Source organism: Bradyrhizobium sp. CCBAU 51745, from assembly GCF_028128715.1.
In the GTDB taxonomy this organism is placed as follows: Bacteria; Pseudomonadota; Alphaproteobacteria; order Rhizobiales; family Xanthobacteraceae; genus Bradyrhizobium; species Bradyrhizobium manausense.
Map to the genome: position 1 here is coordinate 600,889 of NZ_LBJP01000007.1, position 21,099 is coordinate 621,987.

18 protein-coding genes are annotated in these 21,099 nt (G+C 64.9%); 6 read left to right on the top strand and 12 right to left on the bottom strand.

Going from position 1 to position 21,099, the window contains the following annotated elements; genetic code table 11:
• Window positions 1-85: 85 nt before the first annotated feature.
• Entirely contained in the window at window positions 86-514 is a 429-nt protein-coding gene (locus XH98_RS10035; RefSeq protein WP_271598356.1) for a GFA family protein, read from the bottom strand.
• Between the two features lie 96 nt (window positions 515-610).
• Between XH98_RS10035 and XH98_RS10040 the strand changes: the two genes are divergently transcribed.
• The gene (locus tag XH98_RS10040; RefSeq protein WP_271618498.1) at window positions 611-985 is read left to right on the top strand and encodes a nuclear transport factor 2 family protein; all 375 of its coding nucleotides are present in this window, start codon (window positions 611-613) and stop codon (window positions 983-985) included.
• Window positions 986-1,319: 334 nt separating this feature from the next.
• Entirely contained in the window at window positions 1,320-2,930 is a 1,611-nt protein-coding gene (locus tag XH98_RS10045; RefSeq protein WP_271618499.1) for a Na+/H+ antiporter, read from the top strand.
• A 12-nt stretch (window positions 2,931-2,942) separates the two neighbouring features.
• Here XH98_RS10045 and XH98_RS10050 read toward each other — a convergent pair whose 3' ends face one another.
• From XH98_RS10050 to XH98_RS10070, 5 genes are all read right to left on the bottom strand, one after another.
• Window positions 2,943-3,758, bottom strand: coding sequence for an N-acetylmuramoyl-L-alanine amidase family protein (locus XH98_RS10050; protein ID WP_442868563.1), 816 nt, complete (start codon window positions 3,756-3,758; stop codon window positions 2,943-2,945).
• Entirely contained in the window at window positions 3,755-4,651 is an 897-nt protein-coding gene (locus XH98_RS10055) for a TauD/TfdA dioxygenase family protein (protein WP_271618500.1), read from the bottom strand. The genes XH98_RS10050 and XH98_RS10055 overlap by 4 nt, the downstream gene beginning before the upstream one ends.
• Before the next feature lie 147 nt (window positions 4,652-4,798).
• A complete protein-coding gene (gene ispG, locus XH98_RS10060; protein WP_271598288.1) occupies window positions 4,799-6,082 on the bottom strand; it encodes a flavodoxin-dependent (E)-4-hydroxy-3-methylbut-2-enyl-diphosphate synthase in 1,284 nt (427 codons plus the stop codon).
• A gap of 12 nt (window positions 6,083-6,094) precedes the next feature.
• Window positions 6,095-7,048 carry a DMT family transporter gene (locus XH98_RS10065; protein ID WP_271618501.1) on the bottom strand — a complete coding sequence of 318 codons (954 nt, stop codon included), beginning with the start codon at window positions 7,046-7,048 and terminating at the stop codon, window positions 6,095-6,097.
• Window positions 7,049-7,167: 119 nt separating this feature from the next.
• A complete protein-coding gene (locus tag XH98_RS10070; protein ID WP_271598290.1) occupies window positions 7,168-7,662 on the bottom strand; it encodes a Fur family transcriptional regulator in 495 nt (164 codons plus the stop codon).
• Window positions 7,663-7,820: 158 nt separating this feature from the next.
• Between XH98_RS10070 and XH98_RS10075 the strand changes: the two genes are divergently transcribed.
• Genes XH98_RS10075 through XH98_RS10085 form a run of 3 tightly spaced genes read left to right on the top strand, consistent with a single transcriptional unit; the run spans window position 7,821 to window position 11,035 of the window.
• Window positions 7,821-8,306, top strand: coding sequence for a MarR family winged helix-turn-helix transcriptional regulator (locus XH98_RS10075; protein ID WP_057749986.1), 486 nt, complete (start codon window positions 7,821-7,823; stop codon window positions 8,304-8,306).
• Window positions 8,299-9,474 carry an HlyD family secretion protein gene (locus XH98_RS10080; protein WP_271598292.1) on the top strand — a complete coding sequence of 392 codons (1,176 nt, stop codon included), beginning with the start codon at window positions 8,299-8,301 and terminating at the stop codon, window positions 9,472-9,474. Before XH98_RS10075 ends, XH98_RS10080 begins: the two co-directional genes overlap by 8 nt.
• Window positions 9,475-9,478: 4 nt before the next feature.
• The gene (locus XH98_RS10085; protein ID WP_271598293.1) at window positions 9,479-11,035 is read left to right on the top strand and encodes an MDR family MFS transporter; all 1,557 of its coding nucleotides are present in this window, start codon (window positions 9,479-9,481) and stop codon (window positions 11,033-11,035) included.
• 216 nt (window positions 11,036-11,251) lie between these two features.
• On the opposite strand, the gene XH98_RS10090 is transcribed toward XH98_RS10085, so the two are convergent.
• From XH98_RS10090 to pcaF, 6 genes are all read right to left on the bottom strand, one after another.
• Window positions 11,252-12,340, bottom strand: a complete 1,089-nt coding sequence (locus XH98_RS10090; RefSeq protein ID WP_271618502.1) for a phosphotransferase — start codon at window positions 12,338-12,340, stop codon at window positions 11,252-11,254.
• 49 nt (window positions 12,341-12,389) lie between these two features.
• Window positions 12,390-14,081 carry a methyl-accepting chemotaxis protein gene (locus tag XH98_RS10095; protein ID WP_271618503.1) on the bottom strand — a complete coding sequence of 564 codons (1,692 nt, stop codon included), beginning with the start codon at window positions 14,079-14,081 and terminating at the stop codon, window positions 12,390-12,392.
• A gap of 230 nt (window positions 14,082-14,311) precedes the next feature.
• A complete protein-coding gene (gene pcaG / locus XH98_RS10100) occupies window positions 14,312-14,914 on the bottom strand; it encodes a protocatechuate 3,4-dioxygenase subunit alpha (RefSeq protein ID WP_271618504.1) in 603 nt (200 codons plus the stop codon).
• A gap of 1 nt (window position 14,915) precedes the next feature.
• Complete coding sequence (pcaH, locus tag XH98_RS10105) at window positions 14,916-15,617, bottom strand: protocatechuate 3,4-dioxygenase subunit beta (RefSeq protein ID WP_271598297.1); 702 nt, start codon at window positions 15,615-15,617, stop codon at window positions 14,916-14,918.
• 126 nt (window positions 15,618-15,743) lie between these two features.
• Window positions 15,744-16,637 carry a dioxygenase family protein gene (locus XH98_RS10110; RefSeq protein WP_271618505.1) on the bottom strand — a complete coding sequence of 298 codons (894 nt, stop codon included), beginning with the start codon at window positions 16,635-16,637 and terminating at the stop codon, window positions 15,744-15,746.
• Between the two features lie 117 nt (window positions 16,638-16,754).
• Window positions 16,755-17,963 (bottom strand): 3-oxoadipyl-CoA thiolase, encoded by a 1,209-nt coding sequence (pcaF, locus tag XH98_RS10115; protein ID WP_271598299.1) that lies wholly within the window; start codon window positions 17,961-17,963, stop codon window positions 16,755-16,757.
• Between the two features lie 328 nt (window positions 17,964-18,291).
• Here pcaF and mutS point away from each other — a divergent pair, with 328 nt between their 5' ends.
• Window positions 18,292-21,030 (top strand): DNA mismatch repair protein MutS, encoded by a 2,739-nt coding sequence (mutS, locus tag XH98_RS10120; protein WP_271618506.1) that lies wholly within the window; start codon window positions 18,292-18,294, stop codon window positions 21,028-21,030.
• Window positions 21,031-21,099: the final 69 nt, after the last annotated feature.

A 21,099-nucleotide genomic window follows, 5' to 3' on the forward strand; every position in this document is an offset into this window, starting at 1 on the left:
TCCGATGAATCGGAACGGGGCTCTAGGATGTAGTTTTGACGCGTTTTCTTGACGCGAACCGGTATCCATTTCGCTCGAAAACGCTCTAGCCATCCCCGACGTGCCCCCGATATTGCGGCAGATTGTCCGTGATCTCGTGCCACGGCGCCTTGGAACCCACGAAAATATGCGCAGTGGGACGGATCGTGGGGGTATCGACCAGGGTTCCCATAGCGACATGGGCCCATTTGCCTTCGCGGACGCGGGAATAAAGCAGCGAGCCGCAGCGGGCACAGTGTGCGTCATGGGTGATGTCGTCGCCGTAGATCACCTTGCTGTCCTCGCCCCTGACCAGACGAAGCTGGCCATATTCGATGCCGGCAAACGGCTTGAAGGCGGAACCGGTGGTGCGGCGGCAGTTCGAGCAGTGACAATTCAGCGCATAGGAGAACGCGTCCGCCACTTCGTAGCGGACCGCGCGGCAATAGCATTCGCCGGCAAGGATCGGAGCGTTCTGATGTCGCGAGCCCGTCATGATGATGCCCTCGCGCAAATGGCGGAAGACAGCCATAGCGCAATTTGATCCGTACGACTAAGTTCCCGTCAAGCCATCATTCAAAGGGGACGACCCATGAGCCAAAATCGGTCGAGCGTCGAAGCCGTCGTGCAAACCTATTTTGACGGGCTTTACGAGGGAGATGCCGACAAGCTCGGCGAGGTCTTCCACCCCTCAGCCGATCTGCGCTGGGTGGACAAGGGCGAGCTGAAGATCCTGACCGTGCCTGACTGGCTCGCCTGGGTGCGCAAGCGCCCCTCCGCCAAGGCGGAAGGCAAGCCGCGCGAGGACTTCATCATCACCATCGACCGCTCGGACGACAAGACCGCCTTCATCAAGGTCAAATGCCAGCTGCCGCCACGCTTCTTCACGGACTATCTGGTGGCGATGAAGCTGGCCGACGGCTGGCAGATCGTGTCGAAATCGTACCGGTACGATCTGAAGGAGTGAGGGTCCGCTGCCTGAAATCGGGCACGCTCGTCCTGCATTTCTCACTCATTGCGAGCCAAACTCGCCACACCTCATTGCGAGGAGCCCTTGCGCGAAGCAATCCAGAATCTCTTCCGCGGATCGATTCTGGATTGCTTCGCTTCGCAATGACGGCGCGTGTGGCGCGTTCGTCGCTTCACTCACTCCCGCTTCCCCCCAAAGGTCCCCATGCTGCTCGATCGTTGCTCCCTGCTCGTCCAGCATCGGACTTATGGTGCCTGAACGATTGGCGTAAGCCACCACACCTTGACCTCTCCACATTGACCTCTCGGCCGCTTCCGGGCCAAGACAGGTCATGATCGCGGCGAAATTCCAGACCTTCCTGATCCTGCTCGCGGTGCTGGCCGGCACCGCGCTCGTTGCCCGGCGCTTCAACCTGGCGCCGGCCATCCTCTTGATGCTCTCGGGCGTCGGCCTGGCTTTCGTGCCGGGCATGCCGCCGGTCGAGCTGCCGCCGGAGCTGGTGCTGCTGATGGTGCTGCCGCCGCTGATCTATTCGGCGAGCGTCGCCATGAGCTGGCGCGAGTTCAGAAACAATCTGCGCCCCATCGTGCTGCTTGCGGTCGGCGCCGTGATCTTCACGGCGGCGCTTGTTGCGGCCGCCACCCATTACGTGATCGGCCTGCCCTGGAGCATCGGCTTCCTGCTCGGGGCCATCGTTGCGCCGCCCGATGTGGTGGCGCCGCTCGCGATCGCCCGCCGGCTCAACATGCCGCGCCGGCTGCTTGTCATCCTCGAGGGCGAAGGGCTCGCCAACGACGCCACTGCGCTGATCCTCTACCGCTTCGCGCTCGCCGCGATCATGGTCGGGCATTTCTCGCTGCCGATGGCGGCGGGCGAATTTGTCCTGATCGTCGCCGGCGAGATCGCGTTCGGCATCGGCGTCGGCTGGCTGTCGCTGCGCTTCCGCAAATGGTCTTGCGATCCGCAGGTCGAGCTGACGCTGTCGCTGATCACGCCCTATGTCTCCTATTGGCTGCCGGAGCATGTCGGCGGCTCCGGCGTGATCGCCACCGTCGCCTGCGGCCTTTATGTCAGCTGGAACGGACCGCTGCTGATTTCGGCATCGACGCGCCTGCAGGGCATCTTCTTCTGGGACCTCATCATCTACCTGATCGAGGGCCTGCTGTTCCTGCTCACCGGCTTCCAGATGCGCGCGCTTTATGAGAAGTCGAAGACATTCCCGCTCGACGACATCATGATCGCAACGGCGGTGGTCATGCTCGTGATCGTTCTGGCGCGCTTTGCCTGGCTCTATCCCGCGACCTATCTGCCGCGAATATTGAGCAAGTCGCTGCGCAAACGCGATCCGTCGCCGCCCTGGCAATGGCCGTTCGCGCTCGCCTTCACCGGCGTGCGCGGCGCGGTGTCGCTGGCCGCCGCGCTGGCGCTGCCGTTCACGCTGCCTGACGGCAACGCCTTCCCCTATCGCGACCTGATCCTGTTCGTCGCCTTCGGCGTCATCTTCATCACGCTGATCGGCGTCGGCCTGACGCTGCCGCCGGTGGTGCGCTGGCTCGGCATCGCGCAAGCCGGCCGCATCGAGCATGCCGCCGAGCACGAGGCCGAGATCTCGGCGCGGCGCCAGGCGCTCGACGCCGCGCTGAAATCGCTGGATGCGCTGACCGAGCAGAAAGAGGTGTCGGACGAGGTGATGCGGCTCTTGCGCGCCCGCCACGAGATCCGCGTCAACCAGCTGCCTGACTCGCTCGATCCCGCCCATCATGACGTCTCGGCCGCCGGCACCGCGCTGACCCGCGAGCTGATCGAGGCCGAGCGCAAGTTCATCCATGATCTCCTGCGCGACGGGCAGATCACCGACGAGACGCGGCGCAGGATCGAACGCGATCTGGATCTGGAGGAGGCGAGCCTGGCGAACCGGGAATATCGCGGGGCGCCGCTGTAGGATATTGGCCAGCTACCGCTTCTCGCAATACGACCGCATCGCCCGCGTCACAGCCGCCGCAATCAGCTCCCGTCGCTCCGGCGAGTTCATCGCCATCTCCTCGTCGCGGTTGATGATGGAGCCGGCTTCCAGCAGCACCGCGGCGCTTCGGGTCTGCGAGAGCACGACGAGGCCGTCATAGCGGTAGACGCCGACATCCTTGTCCAGCAACGGATGCCGGTAGCGCCCCATCAGCGGCAGGGAGTATTGGGTGGCGTATTGCAGGCCTTTGTCCTTCAGCTCCCGGCCCAGCAGCTTGGCGAAGGCGAGGCTGGCGGAGAAATGCGGGTTGCGCTCCGACACGAACAGCGAATGACCGCTGAAGCGATCGCTGAAATAGCTCTTGGCGCCGTCGAATTCCCACTCTTCGAGCATCTTGTCGGGCACGGAATCATGATGAATCGACAGGAGGAAATCCGCATGCGCAGCATTGGCGGTTCCGACGCGCTTGAGCAGGCTCGCTTTCGCCTTGCCGTCGGTCACCAGCACGCGGGTTGCGGCGAAGCTTGCCGACTTCAATCTCTCGCCGATCAGCTTCGCCAGCTGCAGGTTGAAGCCGAATTCGACATCGTTGCGCGCGCTGGTAGCGCCTTGCGATTCGGAGGTGTGTCCGACATCGAGAATGATCCGGAATTTGTGCGGATCGCATGTTTCCGGAGCGGGCAGAGGCTTGGGCTTCGCGCGCGCGACCTTGCGCCCCGGTGCCGCCTCGCCATGCTCAGCCGGCAAAGCCAAGAGCGGGATCAGCGCAACAGCAAGAGCGGCGGTGATGCGCCACGATATCGTCACACCGGCCGTTCTCCCTTCACCGTGACGCGCGTGCCCGAGCGCGTGTGCGGCCAGTAGTCCCACATCGCGCGATGCTGGGTGCAGCGGTTGTCCCAGAACGCGATGGCGTTCTCGGTCCAGCGGAAGCGGCACTGGAACAGCGGGTTCTCGGCGTGCTGGTAGAGATAGGCGAGTATCGCGTCGCTCTCGTCGCGCGGGATGCCGTTGATGTGGCGGGTGAAGCCTCTGTTGACATAGAGCGCCTTCCTGCCCGTGACCGGATGGGTGCGCACCACCGGATGCTCGGCGTGCGGATAGGACGGGCGGTCGGCGACGCCATAGTTCGCATAAAGGCCGCGATAGATCGGCTCGCCGTCGTGCAGCGCGGTGAGGCCGTCGAGATAGGCTTTCATCCGATCCGACAGCGCCTCATAGGCGGCGTACATGTTGGCGAACAGCGTATCGCCGCCGCGCGGCGGGCACTGCTTGATGTAGAGGATCGAGCCCATCGGCGGCTGGAGATCGCAGGAGACGTCGGAATGCCAGCCCTCGCCATTGGCGCGCGGCGAGTTCTTGTCGGCGTAGATCTTCATCAAGGCCGGGTCTTCATCCTCGTGAGGAGCTGCGGGATGAAAATGCAGCTCGCCGAACTTGCGGCCGAAGGCGAGGTGCTGCTTCGGCGTGATGTGCTGGTCGCGGAAGAAGATCACGAGGTTTTCGGCCAGCGCGCGGTGGATCTCGTCCATCTGCCTGCTAGAGCCGGCATCGCCCTCGACCAGCTTGCCGATGTCGACGCCGGAGATTTCCGCACCGATGATGGGGGTGAGCTTTTCGACCGCGATGGTTTCGTAGGGCGCGCCGTCGTCAGCCGCGTGGCGATAGCGCGGGCCTTGCTTGCCGGCGAGTGAGCTCATGGGTGTTGCTCCCGATCATCTTGATTGGGAAGCATCGTAGCAATGTAGGGCGGGTTAGCGAAGCGTAACCCGCCACTTCGCGCGCGCAAAAAATAAGGCGGGTTACACTCCGCTGACCCGCCCTACGCTTCGATAATTGAAAGACGCCTACTCCGCCGCCGTCTCCGGCACCTTGGCGCCCTGGCCGTAGCGCTGGTCGATGTAGTCGATCACCAACGCCTTGAAATCGGCGGAGATGGTGGGCCCACGCAGCGTGCGGAACTTCTTGCCGTCGACGAAGACGGGCGCGGCCGGCGCTTCGCCGGTGCCGGGCAGGGAGATGCCGATATTGGCGTGCTTGGATTCGCCGGGGCCGTTGACGATGCAGCCCATCACCGCGACGTTGAGCTCCTCGACGCCGGGATATTTGGTCTTCCAGGTCGGCATCTCGTCGCGGATGAAATCCTGGATCGAGCGTGCCAGCTCCTGGAACGTGGTCGAGGTGGTGCGGCCGCACCCGGGGCACGCGGCCACCAGCGGCACGAAGGTACGGAAGCCCATGGTCTGCAGCAGCTCCTGGCCGACCTGCACCTCGCGGGTGCGGTCGCCGCCGGGCTCCGGCGTAAGCGAGATGCGGATGGTGTCGCCGATGCCCTGCTGCAACAGGATGCCGAGCGCGGCGGACGAGGCCACGATGCCCTTCGAGCCCATGCCTGCTTCGGTCAGGCCGAGATGGATCGCGTAGTCGGAACGCGCGGCGAGATCCTGATAGACCGCGATGAGGTCCTGCACCGCCGAGACCTTGGCTGAGAGGATGATGCGGTCCTTGGGCATGCCGAGCTCTTCGGCGCGCGCGGCCGAGAGCAGCGCCGACTGCACCATCGCCTCGCGCGTCACCGCGCGCACGTCGCGCGGATTGGCGGAGGCGGCGTTCTCGTCCATCAGCTTGGTCAAGAGCTCCTGGTCGAGCGAGCCCCAATTGGCGCCGATGCGCACCGGCTTGTTGTTCTTGTTCGCGATCTCGATGATGTCGGCGAACTGGGTGTCGCGCTTATCCTTGAAGCCGACATTGCCGGGATTGATGCGGTATTTCGCCAGCGCCTCGGCGCAGGCCGGATAGGCGGCCAGCAGCTTGTGGCCGATATAATGGAAGTCGCCGATCAAGGGCGTGGTGATGCCGCGCTTGGCGAGGCCGTCGCGGATGTGCGGGACAGCCGCAGCGGCCTCCTCGCGATCCACGGTGATGCGGACCATTTCGGAGCCGGCGCGCGCGAGCGCTGCGACCTGGGCGATGGTGCCGTCGATATCGGCGGTGTCGGTGTTGGTCATCGACTGCACGACGATCGGCGCGCCGCCGCCCACAGCGACGTTGCCCACCTTCACCTGGGTGGTCTTGTGCCGGGGCGCGGGGCCGGCGATGTCGGAATCGATGGTGTTTTCGAGCTTGTTCATGGGGTCCAAATATCAGGTTTTGGTGACGTTCAGCAATGCATCAGCTGGCGCCGCGGCCTCTCGGCTCGGACGGTTAACCAGAAAAAGTCCAGCAATTACAAGGACGGCTGCCGCCCCAAAGGCCAGACTTAGGGTGTCGTGCATGATGAAATAGCTAGCCACCACGCCAAACAAAGGGGTGATGAAGGTAAAAGCCGACAATTTGCTGGCCGAATAGGTCTTCACCAGCGCGAACCAAAGCGTGAACGTCGTTCCCACCACCCAGACCGTCTGGAACACCATCAGCCCGATCGAGAGCGGGCGCGGGGTATGAGGGATGGTCTCCCCGAACAGATAGGCGGCGAGCCCCAGGATCGGGATCGACATCGCGACCTGGTAGCCCAGCGCCTTCTCCGGCGGAGCAAAGCGCAGCCGTGTCGCCTTGGCGACCAGCGTGGTCGCGGCCCAGAGCGCGCCGCCGCCGACGATCATGAGATCGCCGAGCAGCACTTTGGCATCGACATCCGGCTGCGGCACGCCGATCGCAAGCGCGACGCCGGCAAAGCTCAAGGCCAGCCCCAGCCATTGCGAGCCCGTCAGCCGCTCCCCCAGCACCTGATAGGAACCGAGCGCGACGAAGAACGGCGCGGTGTAGAGGAACACGACCGCGCGCGAGGCCGGCGTGAAGCGCAGACCTTCATAGATCAGCACGAATTCGACGCCGAACATCAAGCCGGCAAACAGGCCTGCGGCGAGCGTACCGTCGCGCTCGAAGAACTTTGCCCCGCGCAAGCTGCCGATGATGAACAGCACCGGCAGCGCGCCCATCGAGCGGATGGTCGCCTGCAACATCGGCGGGATGTCGGGGATGACGAGCTTCACCGCGATCTGGTTGAAGCCCCAGGTCAGGCACAGCATCAGCATCAGGGCGATGGCTCCGGCACTGAGCGGGCGGCCGGCGGACGGGATGGCTTCGGTTGCGGACATTTCTTCCTGAGGTCCGGCTTTGCGCCGTGTTGCTTGATTAATCAGATGGCGGGTTCTTTACCTCTCCCCAGCGGGGAGAGGTGGGCACCACCGCTTTTGCTCGAGTTGCTTCCATCTCCCTAAGAATTCTTCTGGCAATGGGTGCAGACGCCTGTGATCTCCACCACGGACAGTTTTGGTGCGAAGCCTGAGCTGCGCGCCGCGGCGTTGAGTTCCCCGGCGAAAGATCCTGACGGGATCTCGCCGACGAGGCCACAGCGCTCGCAGATCAGGAACGCCACCGCCGAGGTCGCGTCATGGTCGTGGGCGGCGCAGGCGAGATAGGCGTTGCGGCTTTCGATGCGGTGTACGAGGCGGTTCGCCATCAGGAAATCGAGAGCACGGTAGACCGTGATCGGCGCCGGCCGCGGCATCGATTTGGCGAGCTCGTCGATCACTTCATAAGCACCGAGTGGGCGATGGCTGGAGAGCAAGGCCCCCAGCACCTGGCGGCGAATCGGCGTGAATTTCTGCGCGCGCTGCTCGCAAACCGCTTCCGCATGCGCCAGCGCGTCCGCGGTGCAGCGTCCGTGATCATGGTCGGGCGTCGGAAAGGCCGGCTTTGCGAGGGTCATTCGGCCCGCCTTCTAGCATTTCGGCCGGGGAACCCAAAGCATGACCGGCGCCGCGGCGGTCAGCCATGCTTTTGCGGCAGGACAGCTTCCCGTTGAACCCGGCATGAAATAATCATAAGCTTGCTTATTATATTGCAAGCTTATTGGAGACCAAGCTTATGACCCGCGGGTCGTCTGTCGACCAGAATTTCCTCTTCACGCTCGGCGAGCTGTACCGGCTCTTGCGCGTCTATGCCGACAAGGAGGCCTCGCGCTTCGGCATCACCCGCGCACAATGGGCCGTGCTGGCCAAGGTCGAGCGCAGCGAGGGCATGAAGCAATCGGAGCTCGCCGAGCTGCTGGAGATGCAGCCGATCACGCTGACGCGGCTGATCGACAAGCTCTGCGACAACGACTGGATCGAGCGCCGCAGCGACGCCACCGACCGCCGCGTCAAGCGCCTCTATCTGAAGAAGGCGGGCCGTGCGCTGCTGGGCAAGATGAGCGGGCTCAAATCCGAGCTGACCGCGAACGCGCTTGACGGCATCAGCCCGTCCGACGCCCACCGTCTCCTCACCCAACTCGAAACCATCAAGGAAAACGTGCGAACCGCGATCCAGACGTCTGGCGCGGAACAAGCACGTAAGGAGCAACGCTATGGCTGATCAGGTTCTCAAATTCCAGCCCGAGCAGAAGATCGACAGCGGCAAGCCGACCAAGAAGGCCGGCACCGATCCGCGCCGCCGCTTCGTCGCCGGCCTGCGCCGCTATCGCCGCTTCCTGCTGATGGTGGTGCTGCCGATCGTGGCCGTGATCGCCGGCCTCGCCTTCTATCTCAATGGCGGCCGCTATGTCGGCACCGACGATGCCTATGTCGGCGCGCAGAAGGTGCTGGTGACGCCTGATATCTCCGGCAAGATCCAGAAGGTCGTCGTGAAGGAAGGCCAGCTTGTCAAGCAGGGCGACGAGCTGTTCGAGATCGACCCGGTGCCGTTCCGCCTCGCGGTGGATGAGGCCAAGGCGCAGCTGATGCAGGCCCAGACGACCTATGACAATTTGCGCGCCAACATCAAGATCTACGGCGACATGCTCGATCTCGCCCAGAAGGGCGTCGACCTGAAGCAGCGTGACGTAGAGCGCAAGCAGGCGCTGGTGAAGAACAGTTTCGGCTCGCAGCTCGATCTCGACAACGCCTCGAACGCGCTGGTGACCTCGGGCTCGATCGCACAATACGTCAAGCAGCAGATCTCGACCGCCAAGACCCAGCTGCTCGGCGACACCGACCTGCCGCTGGAGAAGTTCCCGCCTTACGCGCAAGCCAAGTCCAAGCTCGAGAACGCCGAACGCAATCTCGACCATACCGTGGTGCGCGCCTCGATGGGCGGCATCGCGACCCAGGTCGAGCAGATCCAGCTCGGCCGCTATGTCGCCGCCGGCACCGCGGTGTTCTCCATCGTCGACATCGCCCATCCCTGGGTCGATGCCAATCCGAAGGAGAGCGACCTCACCTATGTCACCGAAGGCCAGGCGGTCACGCTCGAGGTCGACGCGTTCCCGAACCACCTCTTCAAGGGCAAGATCGGCTCGCTGTCGCCCGGCACCGGCGCACAATTCGCGATCCTGCCGCCGCAAAACGCCACCGGCAATTTCGTCAAGGTGGTGCAGCGCGTGCCGATCAGGATCTATTTCGACGAGAGCGACACATACGTGAAGAAGCTGAAGGCCGGCATGAGCGTCTATGCCAGCATCGACACCGGCCATCAGCGCTCGCTCGCCGGCCTGCTCGGCCTGTCGGCGACAGCAAGCCAGGATAGAGACCAGGACAAGGACTAAGCTGATGTCCGGCCCCAATGCCCATCTGATGGTCCCCGGCCTGCGCCGGAACATGGTGACGATCTGCGCCATGACCGCGACCATCATGCAGGCGCTGGACACCACCATCGCCAACGTCGCGCTGCCCTACATGCAGGGCACGCTGTCGGCTTCGCAGGACCAGATCAACTGGGTGCTGACCTCCTACATCGTCGCCGCCGCGATCATGACGGCGCCGGTGGGATGGATCTCCAACCGCTTCGGCCGCAAGCGCATCTTCATCATCTGCGCCGGCGGCTTCACCTTCGCCTCCGTCCTATGCGGGCTGGCGCAGGACATCAACCAGATGGTGCTGTTCCGCCTGCTGCAGGGCGTGTTCGGCGCAGCGCTGGTGCCGCTGTCTCAGTCGGTGATGCTCGACTATTACACGCTCCAGGAGCGCGCCAAGGCGATGTCGATCTGGGGCATGGGCGTGATGATGGGCCCGATCATGGGCCCGTCGCTCGGCGCCTGGCTCACCGAGACCTATTCCTGGCACTGGGTGTTCTTCGTCAATCTGCCGTTCGGTGCGATCACCGTGTTCGGGCTGATGGTCTTCATGGATGAGACCAAGAAGGACCTTAGCCTCAAGTTCGACTGGTTCGGCTTCGGCGCGCTGGCGATCGCGATCGGCGCGCTTCAGCTCGCGCTCGACCGCGGCGAGCAGCTCGACTGGTTCGAGTCGGTCGAGATCGTGACCGAGTTCGTCATCTCCGGCATCGCCTTCTATTACTTCTTCGCGCACTCCTTCACGACCTCGCGCCCGTTCATCCAGTTTGCGCTGTTTAAGGACCGCAACTTCGTCACCGGCTGCATCTTCATGACGGTGATGGGCCTCGTGCTGTACTCGACCATGGCGCTGGCCTCCCCTTACTTACAGAACGTCATCGGCTATCCCATCATGACCGCCGGCGGCCTGCTTGCGAGCCGCGGCTTCGGCACTTTCTTCGCCATGATGATGGTCGGCCGCATCATGAAGTACATCGAGGCCCGCACCCTGATCATCTGCGGCCTGACGCTGACGGCGGCCTCGCTGTTCCAGATGACCGGCTGGACCGACCAGACCCAGGTGCCGGAGATCGTCATCGTCAGCGTGATCCAGGGTTTTGGCTTCGGCCTCGTGTTCGTGCCGCTCTCGACCGTGTCGTTCCTGACGCTGCCCAATCATCTGCGTACCGACGGCACCTCGATGCTGACGCTCTTGCGCAACGTCGCAAGCTCGGTCGGCATCTCCATCGTGATCGCGCAGCTGACGCAGGGCACGCGCAAGAGCTATGCGATCCTCTCGGAGCACATCAATCCGTTCAACCACGCGCTGCAGATGCCTGACGTGCGCGGCCTGATCAACCTCTCCACCGACGCCGGCCGCGCCATGGCCGACCGCATGGTCAGCGTGCAGGCGCAGATCATTGCCTTCGCGCACGACTACCAGCTGGTGATGTTCTTCATCCTCTGCACCATCCCGCTCGCCCTGATGATCGGCTCGACCAAGGCCACGCTGCGCAAGCAGGCGGCGGGGCCGGAACATGCGGTGATGGAGTAGGCACTGCCGTCATGCCACAAACTCCGCCGTCGTCCCGGCCTAGTGCGCAATTGCGCACGGGGGCCGGGACCCATACGGCCGCAGCAATAGTTTTGCGAAGACTCGGAGTCATCAGCTTGCTCCCACAACCACTCCCTGTGGTTATGGGTCCCGGCCTTCGCCGGGACGACACCGAGAATGTGGAGACGCCGTCGCACTTCATTTCCACTGCGAGCGCTACAACAACTCCTCGCATCCCAGATCCTCGACCGCCATCATCACCCGCTCCAGATTGTTCCACCAGATCCCCGGCGGGAGGTTGATGGCCCATTGCCAGACCGGCTTGGTGATGTGCCAGAGCACCGACCAGCGGTAATCCTGGTCAAGCGCGCCGCGGGTATAGCCGGTCACACCGCGTGCGAGCAGCGTCTCGTAGTAACGGTTGAGCAGCACCCGCTCGAGCGCCTGGCGGCGCTCCGGGTACCATTGGATCGCCATCATATAGGCGAGGTCGTTGGTGGGAACATTGATGCCCCACAGATCGAAATCGAAAATGCGCACGGTGTCCGCGACGCCGGCCCGCGGCAACAGGAAATTCCACGTATGCGCATCGCCGTGAACGATGGTGACGTGGCGGCGCGAATGGTAGCGCTGGGAGAGTCGCTCCGACTGCTCGATGAGACGGCGGTAAAGGATACGCCGCTCCTCACTGAGGCGATCGCCGAGCTCGTCGGCAAAGCGGTCGTAATGACCGGCGAAGGTCTCGATGCGCGCCGCGCTGTCCTCGGGACTTGCCCAGGTGCCGACGGTCTCGCCGAGATCGGGATGATTCCACCACACCGCATGCATGCCCGCCAGCGTCGTGACGATGGCCATCGACTGGTCGCGCGACGGCGGCAGCGTCGGTACGGTCGCGAGTTCATGACTGTCGGTGAGGTCTTCGAGCAGGAGATGCCAGGCTCCGCTCTCGTCGTCAGAACGGCCATCGAAACAGCGCGGCACCAACCCGGGCGGCATCTTCGGCGCGAGCTTCAGGTAAAAGGCCAGCTCGTGCCGACCGCCCTGCGCGAGCGTCTTGGCAAAATCGGCGTGCGGCGTCTTGAGGATCAGCGTCTGCGGGGAGCCTGTGGACTCCCCGACATAGCGCAGGCCGAGCCGGGCGATATGCGACACCACGGTGTCGCGCTCATGCAGCACAGTCACCTCGCGCACGGCGCCGGCGTCCAGCGCGCGGGCCTTGCGCAATGCAGCCGTGAGGTAACCGGGGTCAGCGACCGCCGGCAGTTGTGGAGGTGTCATAGCCATGATGCCCCTGCCCCGCGCCATACTGCACGATCACACCCCGACGCGCCAGCGGCCGAGCTGATGCCGGACTTTACGCCGCGGCGGTTGATTCGCGCACGGTGCGGACCACGACCGATCGGAGCGATTCCAGATTGGCCGCCATGCCCGCGATGGCCTGCCTGACCTCCGCTGCGCGATCGTTCACCGAAGCGGCGTCGCGGCTGACATTGGCGATCTTGGCTGAGACCTCCTTCGCGGCGGACGCCGATTCGGAGATCGACCGGGCGATCTCCCGCGTCGCGGCATCCTGCTCTTCCATCGCGGCGGCAACCGAGGACGCCACGCCGTCGATCTCGGCGATGTGGCCACCCATGGTCTCGACGGCATCGACCGCGGCCTGCGTCGACGTCTGGATCTCCGCGATCAGGCGCCCGATCTCCTCGGTGGATTTCGCGGTCTGGTCGGACAGGGATTTCACTTCGGCCGCGACGACCGCAAAACCGCGGCCGGCCTCACCGGCGCGCGCCGCCTCGATCGTGGCGTTGAGCGCGAGCAGATTGGTCTGGCCGGCGATGCCGCCGATCAGGTCGGAGACCTCGGCGATCTTTTTCACCGCGCCGGCCAGCGCCTGGATGGTCGAGCGCGCCTGCTCGCGGCCTGCGACCGCCGACTTGGTAACAGTCGAGGTGCGTCCGACCTGCGTTGCGATCTCCCGGATCGAGGCACTCAGCTCTTCGGCGGCGGCCGAAACGGTCTGCGAACTGCCGAGCGCCTGGGTGGAGGCGGCGGCGACCGCCTGCGATTCCGAAGACAGGGATCGCGCAATCTCGGACAGGCTCAAGGCAGCGCGCTCCACGCCTTGCGTCGCAGAGCTCGCGGTAGCGACGGAACGACCGGTCTCGCGCTCGACGGTCTCGGCCATCTGCTGCAGGGCACCGCGCTTGGCAAGCGCCGCTTCCTGTTGCTTCTGCAATTGCTCCTCGCGGAGGCGCGAATTCTCGATCGCTCCCTGCTTGAACACCGCGAGTGCGCCCGCCATCGAGCCGACCTCGTCCCGACGTTGCGCGAAAGGAATGTCGGCGGCGAGATCGCCGGCCGCGAGCTTCTGCATCGTATCCGTCATGCGCACGATCGGACGCACCACACCAAGCGCGACGCCGAGCAGGCCTGCCGCAACGAAGGCAAGCACGGCCGCGGAGACGCCGAGCAAGATGGTGAGCATCGCGCTGTCGCGGTCGGCGGCCAGCTTCTCCATGTCGGCGTTCTGCTTGTTGGCGCTGTCGACGATGCTGTCGATGACGGCACGATGCGCGGTGTAGGCGTCCTTCAGCTGCGCATAGGCGCGTTCGGACGCCGCCGCGTCCCTGGCCTTGAGGGCCGGCAGTAGCTGATCGGACAACAGCTTCCAGAACTTCTGCACCTCGGCGTCGGACTTGGACACCAGGGCTGTCTTCAGGTCGGCCGAGAGGCCGGAGGCGGTCCAATAGGCCTTGCGCTCGTCGTAATCCTTGCGGAGCTGGACCAGGCGTTCGCCATGAGCCGCCAGTTGGTCCGGCTCATGCATGGCCAGAGTGGCTTCGAGATAGGCCTCGATGACATATTCCGGCGGCGGCAGGATGTCGGCGATCAAATCGTTGCCGAGCTTGATATCGGAGTAGAGCGGACCACCGACCTTGAGCTCGCGCAGTGCATAGAGGCTGGTGGACACGACCGCCGTAAAGCCGATCGCAAGAACGATTCCGAATGCAATGATCGCGGAAGACAACGACAGGCGAATTTTCATGGGGCAATCCGAGCGCGAATTCAAATCCGCACTGACCCTAGATCACTACGGTAAATACGGGCTTTCCTCTCGGACTGGTTGCAGCGCGAAAAAGCTCCGCAGCACTACGGGAATGGGAGAGTGGTCAAACGAATTTGAGTCAGCGAGACTGACATTTAAACGCAGCACCGGCTGCAACTGCGCTGAACGAGAAGCGTAGCGGCGACCAGGCGCCGCCGCTACGCGCTGCTTCACACGTCGAAGAACACCGTCTCGTTCTCGCCCTGCAAATGCAGGTCGAGCTTGTAGACGGCCTTGCCGGCCTCGCGCACCGCAATCAGCGTGGTGCGACGGTCGGCGGGCACCAGCGCCAGCACGGGATCGGCGGCGTTGCCGGCCTCGTCGCTGAAATAGATGCGGGTATAGAGATGCCGCAGCATGCCGCGCGCGAACACCGCCAGCACGATATGCGGCGCCTGCGGCTTGCCGTCGGGGTCGGGCACCGCGCCCGGCTTGATGGTATCGAATGAATAATTGCCGTCCTTGTCGGTACCGCAGCGGGCAAAGCCCCGGAAGCTGGCGTTCGGCAGCGCGCGCTTGTCCTGCGGATCGGCGTAGAGCCCCTGCGCATCCGCCTGCCAGATCTCCAGCATGGCGTCGGGCACGGTGGTACCGTCGCCATCGAGCACGCGGCCCTCGATGCGGACGCGATCGCCGGAGACGTCGGGCGTCAGCGTCGAGTTGGTGAAGGCGTCGTTCCAGGCGTAATCGCCGGTCGGCGTCAGGCCGTATTTGAAGAACGGGCCGACGGTCTGCGACGGCGTGATCCCATCGGGCTTCACAGAATCCTGCACGTTAGTGGTTCTCCATGGGGGTGGCGTTCTTGCCGCGCAGCACGATGTCGAAGCGATAGCACAGCGCCCATTCGGGCTTGGTGTTCTCCAAATCGAACGACGAGACCATGCGCATCCGCGCCTTCTCGTCGGGCACCGAGTTGAAGATCGGATCGAACGGGAACAGCGGATCTCCAGGGAAATACATCTGCGTCACCAGGCGGCTGACAAAGGAATGGCCAAACACCGACAGATGGATATGGGCGGGGCGCCAGGCATTGTGATGGTTGCCCCAGGGGTACGCGCCGGGCTTGATGCTGACGAAGCGGTAATAGCCCGATGCATCGCTTAACGTGCGGCCCGCGCCGGTGAAGTTGGGATCGAGCGGCGCCGGATGCTGGTCGCGGACATGGACGTAGCGGCCGCAGGCATTGGCCTGCCAGATCTCGACCAGCGTGTTGGACACACCGCGGCCGTCCTCGTCGCGGACATGACCGTGCACGATGATGCGCTCGCCGAGCGGCTCGCCCTTGTGCTGGGTGGTGAGGTCGTTGTCGCCCTCGCGCACGGTCTCGTGACCGTACACGGGTCCGGTCAGTTCCGACAAAGTGTGGCGCATCGGGATCAAGGGCTTGTTCGGCGCGCGCTTGATCGAGCTCTTGTACTCGGGCGACAGCGGCAGCGGATGTGCCTTGTTGCTGTCAGTGGGATAGATTGATGTCATTGGCGAACTCCTCCCCGGCCATTTCGGTCCGGCCGGACCAACTTTGCGACAATCATTATAGAATATAACTAATTTTGGGAAGCGGCTTTGCACCCTGTCCGCGCCCCGGCATTGGGGCCGACGGCCCTATTTGATCGGCGCACGCGGCAGCACGGCCTCCCCGGCCTCGAGCCGGTAGGTGTGGTCGAGCGAATACCAGGGCGTCGAAACGTCAGCTGCGCTCGGATGCGGCGTCTCGTGGCGCACGAACTTGCCGATCAGCGCCCGTGTCACCCCGAACTGCACGTCGCTGTCGATATGGGGATCGTTGGGATCGTAGACCTGCGAGATCAGCACCTTGAAGCCGGGCTTGAAGATCAGGGCGTGCAGATGCGCAGGACGATACGGGTGCCGGCTCTGCGCCGCCAGGAGGCGGCCGACGGCGCCATCGGTTGGAATGGGATAGCCTGTCATCATCACCGAGCGGAAAGCGAAGCGCCCGTCGGCATCGGTCGTGAACTTGCCGCGCAGGTTCATGTCGGCCTGTTCGGGGTCCTGGTTCTCGTAGAGACCAACCGGCGAAGCGTGCCAGACATCGACCTCGGCGCCCGCGACGGGGCGACCGTTCTTGTCGACGACACGGCCATTGACGAACAGCGCTGCACCCGGCGTCTCGGAGCGGACGATCGATCCGCCATTCTGCACCCGGGGCGAGTTCAGCCGCCAGAACGGCCCGAGTAGCGACTGATCGGTTTCGGTATTGCCCTGATCGCCATTGTTGAGCAGGCACACCAGCGACGAGACGCCGAGCGAGCCCGCCATCAGCACGACTTCGTTATGCGTGTCGGTGGTCAGCTTGCCGAGTTCGGCAATGATGGCGGTGGCGTCGCGGAATTCCTTCTCGGTCAGGCGCACGTCACGGACGAAGCCGTGCAGATGCTTGACCAGCGAGACCATGATCTGCCGCATCCGCGGATCGGATGTCCGCTCCATCACCGCCAGGGCGGCGGCCGTGACGTCCTGCTCGCGTTCGATGATCATATAACGATCCTATCGTCTGTCATTCCGGGGCGATGCGCAGCATCGAACCCGGAATCTCGAGATCCCGGGTTCGGTGCAAGTGCACCGCCCCGGGATGACGGGACGCGTAGCGTCCCGTCAATTCACCTTCTCGATCGCAACGGCCACGCCCTGGCCGACGCCGACGCACATGGTGGCGAGCGCGAGCTTGCCGCCGCGCTTTTCCATGCCATGGATAGCGGTGAGCGCGAGGCGGGCGCCGCTCATGCCGAGCGGATGGCCGAGCGCGATGGCGCCGCCATGCGGATTGACGTAGTCGGCATCATCGGCGACGCCGAGCTGGCGCATGCAGGCGATGCCCTGCGACGCGAAAGCCTCGTTGAGCTCGATCAGGTCGAAATCGCCGATCTTCTTGCCCAGACGCTCCATCAGCTTGCGGGTCGCCGGCACCGGGCCGATGCCCATGATGCGCGGCGGCACGCCGGCCGAGGCGAGGCCAAGGATGCGCGCGCGCGGCGTGAGGCCATGCTTCTTCACGGCAGCTTCGGAGGCGAGGATCATCGCGGCCGCGCCGTCATTGACGCCCGAGGCATTGCCGGCGGTCACGGTGCCGGGATTGCGCACGATCGGCTTCAGTTTTGCCAGACCTTCCAGCGTGGTCTCGGGCCGCGGATGCTCGTCCTTGTCGACCGTAACAGGGCCGGCCTTGCCGCCGGGAATGGTGATCGGCGTGATCTCCTCGGCGAAATAGCCTGATGCGATCGCTTGGCCGGCGCGCTGCTGCGAGCGGATCGCGAAGGCGTCCTGGTCGGCACGCGAGACCTGGAATTCCTCGGCGACGTTCTCGCCGGTCTCCGGCATCGCATCGACGCCATACTGCGCCTTCAACAGCGGATTGATGAAGCGCCAGCCGATGGTGGTGTCGAAGATTTCAGCCGAGCGCGAAAAGGCTTCCTGCGCCTTGCCCATCACGAAGGGCGCGCGGGTCATGGATTCGACGCCGCCGGCAATCGCAAGCTCGATCTCGCCGGAGCGGATGGCGCGGCCGGCGGCGCCGACCGCGTCGAGGCCGGAGGCGCAGAGCCGGTTCAGGGTCTGGCCCGGAACCGAATCGGGGAGCCCTGCAAGCAGCAGCGCCATGCGCGCGACGTTGCGATTGTCCTCGCCGGCCTGGTTGGCGCAGCCGAAGAAGACTTCGTCCACCTGCGCCCAGTCGAGATTGGGGTGCTTGGCCATCAGCGCCTTGATCGGAGCGGCGGCGAGATCGTCGGCGCGCACCTTGGCGAGCGAGCCGCCGAAACGGCCGATCGGGGTCCGCACGGCATCGCAGATAAAGACGTCACGCATCATCGTTCTCCCTGAATGCCGCGGTCCGGCGAAAATTCTTCAATGTCGGCGGAGTTTTAGGAGGGCGGCCGCGGCAGGTCAATTGACGGTTTCGCGGGCCGCATATTCGAAACCCTCCGTCATTCCGGGGCGCGACGAAGTCGCGAGCCCGGAATCCATTTGCCGGCGTGACGTGCGGCCCGATGGATTCCGGGCCTGCGCCTGGCGGCGCATCCCGGAATGACGACTGAGAATGTGGCAGCGCCTCATTGCGGACAACGTGGAAAACCTCCTCTGTCAGGCCAAACCGATAGGACCACGCGGCGAAATTTTGTAGGTTGCGCCGCCCATGACGATGCAACAGCCCATTCCCGTCCCGACCCCTGACGAAGCTCCCGCAGCGACGCCTGAAGCCGCCGCGCGCGTCACGCCGATGATGGAACAGTATCTGGAGATCAAGGCGGCGCATCAGGGCCTCTTGCTGTTCTACCGGATGGGCGATTTCTACGAGCTGTTCTTCGAGGACGCCGAGATCGCCTCCAGGACGCTCGGTATCGTCCTGACCAAGCGCGGCAAGCACCAGGGCAACGACATCCCGATGTGCGGCGTGCCGGTCGAGCGCTCCGAGGATTATCTGCACCGCCTGATCAGCGCCGGCCACCGGGTCGCGGTGTGCGAGCAGACCGAGGATCCTGCGGCGGCGAAAGCGCGCGGCAACAAGAGCGTCGTGCGCCGCGGCGTGGTGCGCCTGGTGACGCCAGGCACGCTGACCGAGGACACGCTGCTCGATGCGCGTGCCAACAATTACCTGCTGGCGATCGCGCGGGCGCGCTCATCCACCGGCGGCGACCGCTTCGGGCTTGCCTGGATCGATATCTCGACCGCCGAATTCACGGTCACCGAATGCTCCAGCGGCGAGCTCGCCGCAACGCTGGCGCGCATCAATCCGAACGAGGCGATCGTCACTGACGCCCTTTATGGCGACAACGAGCTCGCCCAGACGCTGCGGGAGCTGCCGGCGGTGACGCCGGTGACCCGCGATGTCTTCGACGGTGCCACCGCCGAGAAGCGCCTTTGCGACTATTTCGCCGTCGCGACCATGGACGGGCTGGCGCAACTCTCTCGGCTGGAAGCCACCGCTGCCGCCGCCGCCGTCACCTATGTCGACCGCACCCAGGTCGGCAAACATCCGCCGCTGTCGCCGCCTGCGCGCGAAGCCTCCGGCGCGACCATGGCGATCGATCCCGCCACCCGCGCCAATCTCGAGCTGACGCGGACGCTCGCGGGCGAACGCCGCGGCTCGCTGCTCGATGCCATCGACTGCACCGTGACCTCGGCCGGCTCGCGCCTGCTGGCGCAGCGGCTCGCGGCGCCCCTGACCGATGCGTCGGCGATCGCGCGGCGGCTCGATGCCGTCAGCGCCTTTGTCGCGGATTCGGCGACGCGCGAGGACATCCGCAGCATTTTGCGCGGCGCGCCCGACATGTCGCGGGCCCTCGCCCGTCTCTCAGTCGGCCGCGGCGGCCCGCGCGATCTTGCAGGCTTGCGCGACGGCATCATCGCTGCCGACCAGGTGCTGGCGCGGCTGTCCGAGCTCGACCAGCCGCCGCAGGAGATCGCCGCGGTGATGGCGGCGCTGCAACGCCCTTCGCGCCAGCTCGCCGCCGAATTTGCCCGCGCGCTCGACGAGCAATTGCCGCTGATCAAGCGCGACGGCGGCTTCGTGCGTGCCGGCTATGAGCCGGCGCTCGACGAGGCGCGAAACCTGCGCGACGCCTCGCGCCTGGTCGTCGCCTCGATGCAGGCGCGCTACGCCGATGATACCGGCGTGAAGGGCCTCAAGATCCGCCACAACAACGTGCTCGGCTATTTCGTCGAGGTCACCGCCCAGCACGGCGACAAGCTGATGTCGGCGCCGCTGAATGCGACCTTCATCCACCGCCAGACCCTGGCGGGCCAGGTGCGGTTCACGACGTCGGAGCTTGGCGAGATCGAAGCCAAGATCGCCAATGCCGGCGACCGCGCGCTCGGCCTGGAGCTCGAAATCTTCGAGCGGCTCTGCGCCAAGGCGCTGGAGATCAGCGACGATCTGCGCGCCGCCGCGCAAGGCTTTGCGCTGCTCGATGTCGCAACGTCGCTGGCCAAGCTCGCGGTCGACGAGAACTATGTGCGGCCGGAGGTCGATGGCTCGCTCGCCTTTGCGATCGAGGCCGGCCGTCATCCCGTGGTCGAGCAGGCCCTGAAGCGCAACGGCGAGCCGTTCATCGCCAACGCCTGCGATCTCTCGCCGAGCCCGGCGCAAAGATCCGGCCAGCTCTGGCTGCTGACCGGCCCGAACATGGCCGGTAAATCGACCTTCCTGCGCCAGAACGCGCTGATTGCGCTGATGGCCCAGATCGGCAGCTTCGTGCCGGCGACGCGCGCGCGGATCGGCATCATCGATCGCCTGTTCTCGCGCGTCGGCGCCGCCGACGACCTCGCCCGCGGCCGCTCGACCTTCATGGTGGAGATGGTCGAGACGGCGGCGATCCTCAACCAGGCCGGCGAGCGCGCGCTCGTGATCCTCGACGAGATCGGCCGCGGCACCGCGACCTTCGACGGCCTCTCGATCGCCTGGGCCGCGATCGAGCATCTGCACGAGAGCAACCGCTGCCGCACGCTGTTCGCGACGCACTACCACGAGCTGACCGCGCTCTCGGCCAAGCTGCCGCGCATGTTCAACGCGACGGTGCGGGTGAAGGAATGGCAGGGCAATGTGGTGTTCCTGCACGAGGTGCTGCCGGGCTCGGCCGACCGCTCCTACGGCATCCAGGTCGCCAAGCTCGCAGGCCTGCCGCCGGCCGTGATCACGCGCGCCAAATCGGTGCTGGCGAAGCTGGAAGCGCAGGACCGCGGCCAGACGGCGCGGGCGCTCGCCGACGATCTCCCGCTGTTCGCCGTCCCCTCGCGCGCCGCCGCGGAAGCCGCCCCGCCGACCGAGGCCGAGCTGCTGATGGACGCCGTGAAGGCGCTCCATCCGGACGAGATGTCGCCGCGCGAGGCGCTGGACGCGCTCTACGCGCTCAAGGCCAAGCTGCCGAAGCCGTGAAATCGGCCGTCATTCCGGGGCGATGCAAAGCATCGAACCCGGAATCTCGAGATTCCGGGTTCGCCTCTT

Coding starts and splice junctions, on each gene's coding strand:
- ispG (WP_271598288.1), bottom strand. CDS start 6,082: ATGAACAAGCTCGAAAACACCATCGATTCCGACATCGCCGGCCCCGCG.
- mutS (WP_271618506.1), top strand. CDS start 18,292: ATGACGATGCAACAGCCCATTCCCGTCCCGACCCCTGACGAAGCTCCC.
- XH98_RS10080 (WP_271598292.1), top strand. CDS start 8,299: ATGGCTGATCAGGTTCTCAAATTCCAGCCCGAGCAGAAGATCGACAGC.
- XH98_RS10090 (WP_271618502.1), bottom strand. CDS start 12,340: ATGGCGCGGGGCAGGGGCATCATGGCTATGACACCTCCACAACTGCCG.
- pcaF (WP_271598299.1), bottom strand. CDS start 17,963: ATGCGTGACGTCTTTATCTGCGATGCCGTGCGGACCCCGATCGGCCGT.
- XH98_RS10065 (WP_271618501.1), bottom strand. CDS start 7,048: ATGTCCGCAACCGAAGCCATCCCGTCCGCCGGCCGCCCGCTCAGTGCC.
- XH98_RS10055 (WP_271618500.1), bottom strand. CDS start 4,651: ATGAGCTCACTCGCCGGCAAGCAAGGCCCGCGCTATCGCCACGCGGCT.
- XH98_RS10045 (WP_271618499.1), top strand. CDS start 1,320: ATGATCGCGGCGAAATTCCAGACCTTCCTGATCCTGCTCGCGGTGCTG.
- XH98_RS10110 (WP_271618505.1), bottom strand. CDS start 16,637: ATGATCATCGAACGCGAGCAGGACGTCACGGCCGCCGCCCTGGCGGTG.
- XH98_RS10075 (WP_057749986.1), top strand. CDS start 7,821: ATGACCCGCGGGTCGTCTGTCGACCAGAATTTCCTCTTCACGCTCGGC.
- XH98_RS10040 (WP_271618498.1), top strand. CDS start 611: ATGAGCCAAAATCGGTCGAGCGTCGAAGCCGTCGTGCAAACCTATTTT.
- pcaH (WP_271598297.1), bottom strand. CDS start 15,617: ATGACATCAATCTATCCCACTGACAGCAACAAGGCACATCCGCTGCCG.
- XH98_RS10085 (WP_271598293.1), top strand. CDS start 9,479: ATGTCCGGCCCCAATGCCCATCTGATGGTCCCCGGCCTGCGCCGGAAC.
- XH98_RS10070 (WP_271598290.1), bottom strand. CDS start 7,662: ATGACCCTCGCAAAGCCGGCCTTTCCGACGCCCGACCATGATCACGGA.
- XH98_RS10095 (WP_271618503.1), bottom strand. CDS start 14,081: ATGAAAATTCGCCTGTCGTTGTCTTCCGCGATCATTGCATTCGGAATC.
- XH98_RS10035 (WP_271598356.1), bottom strand. CDS start 514: ATGACGGGCTCGCGACATCAGAACGCTCCGATCCTTGCCGGCGAATGC.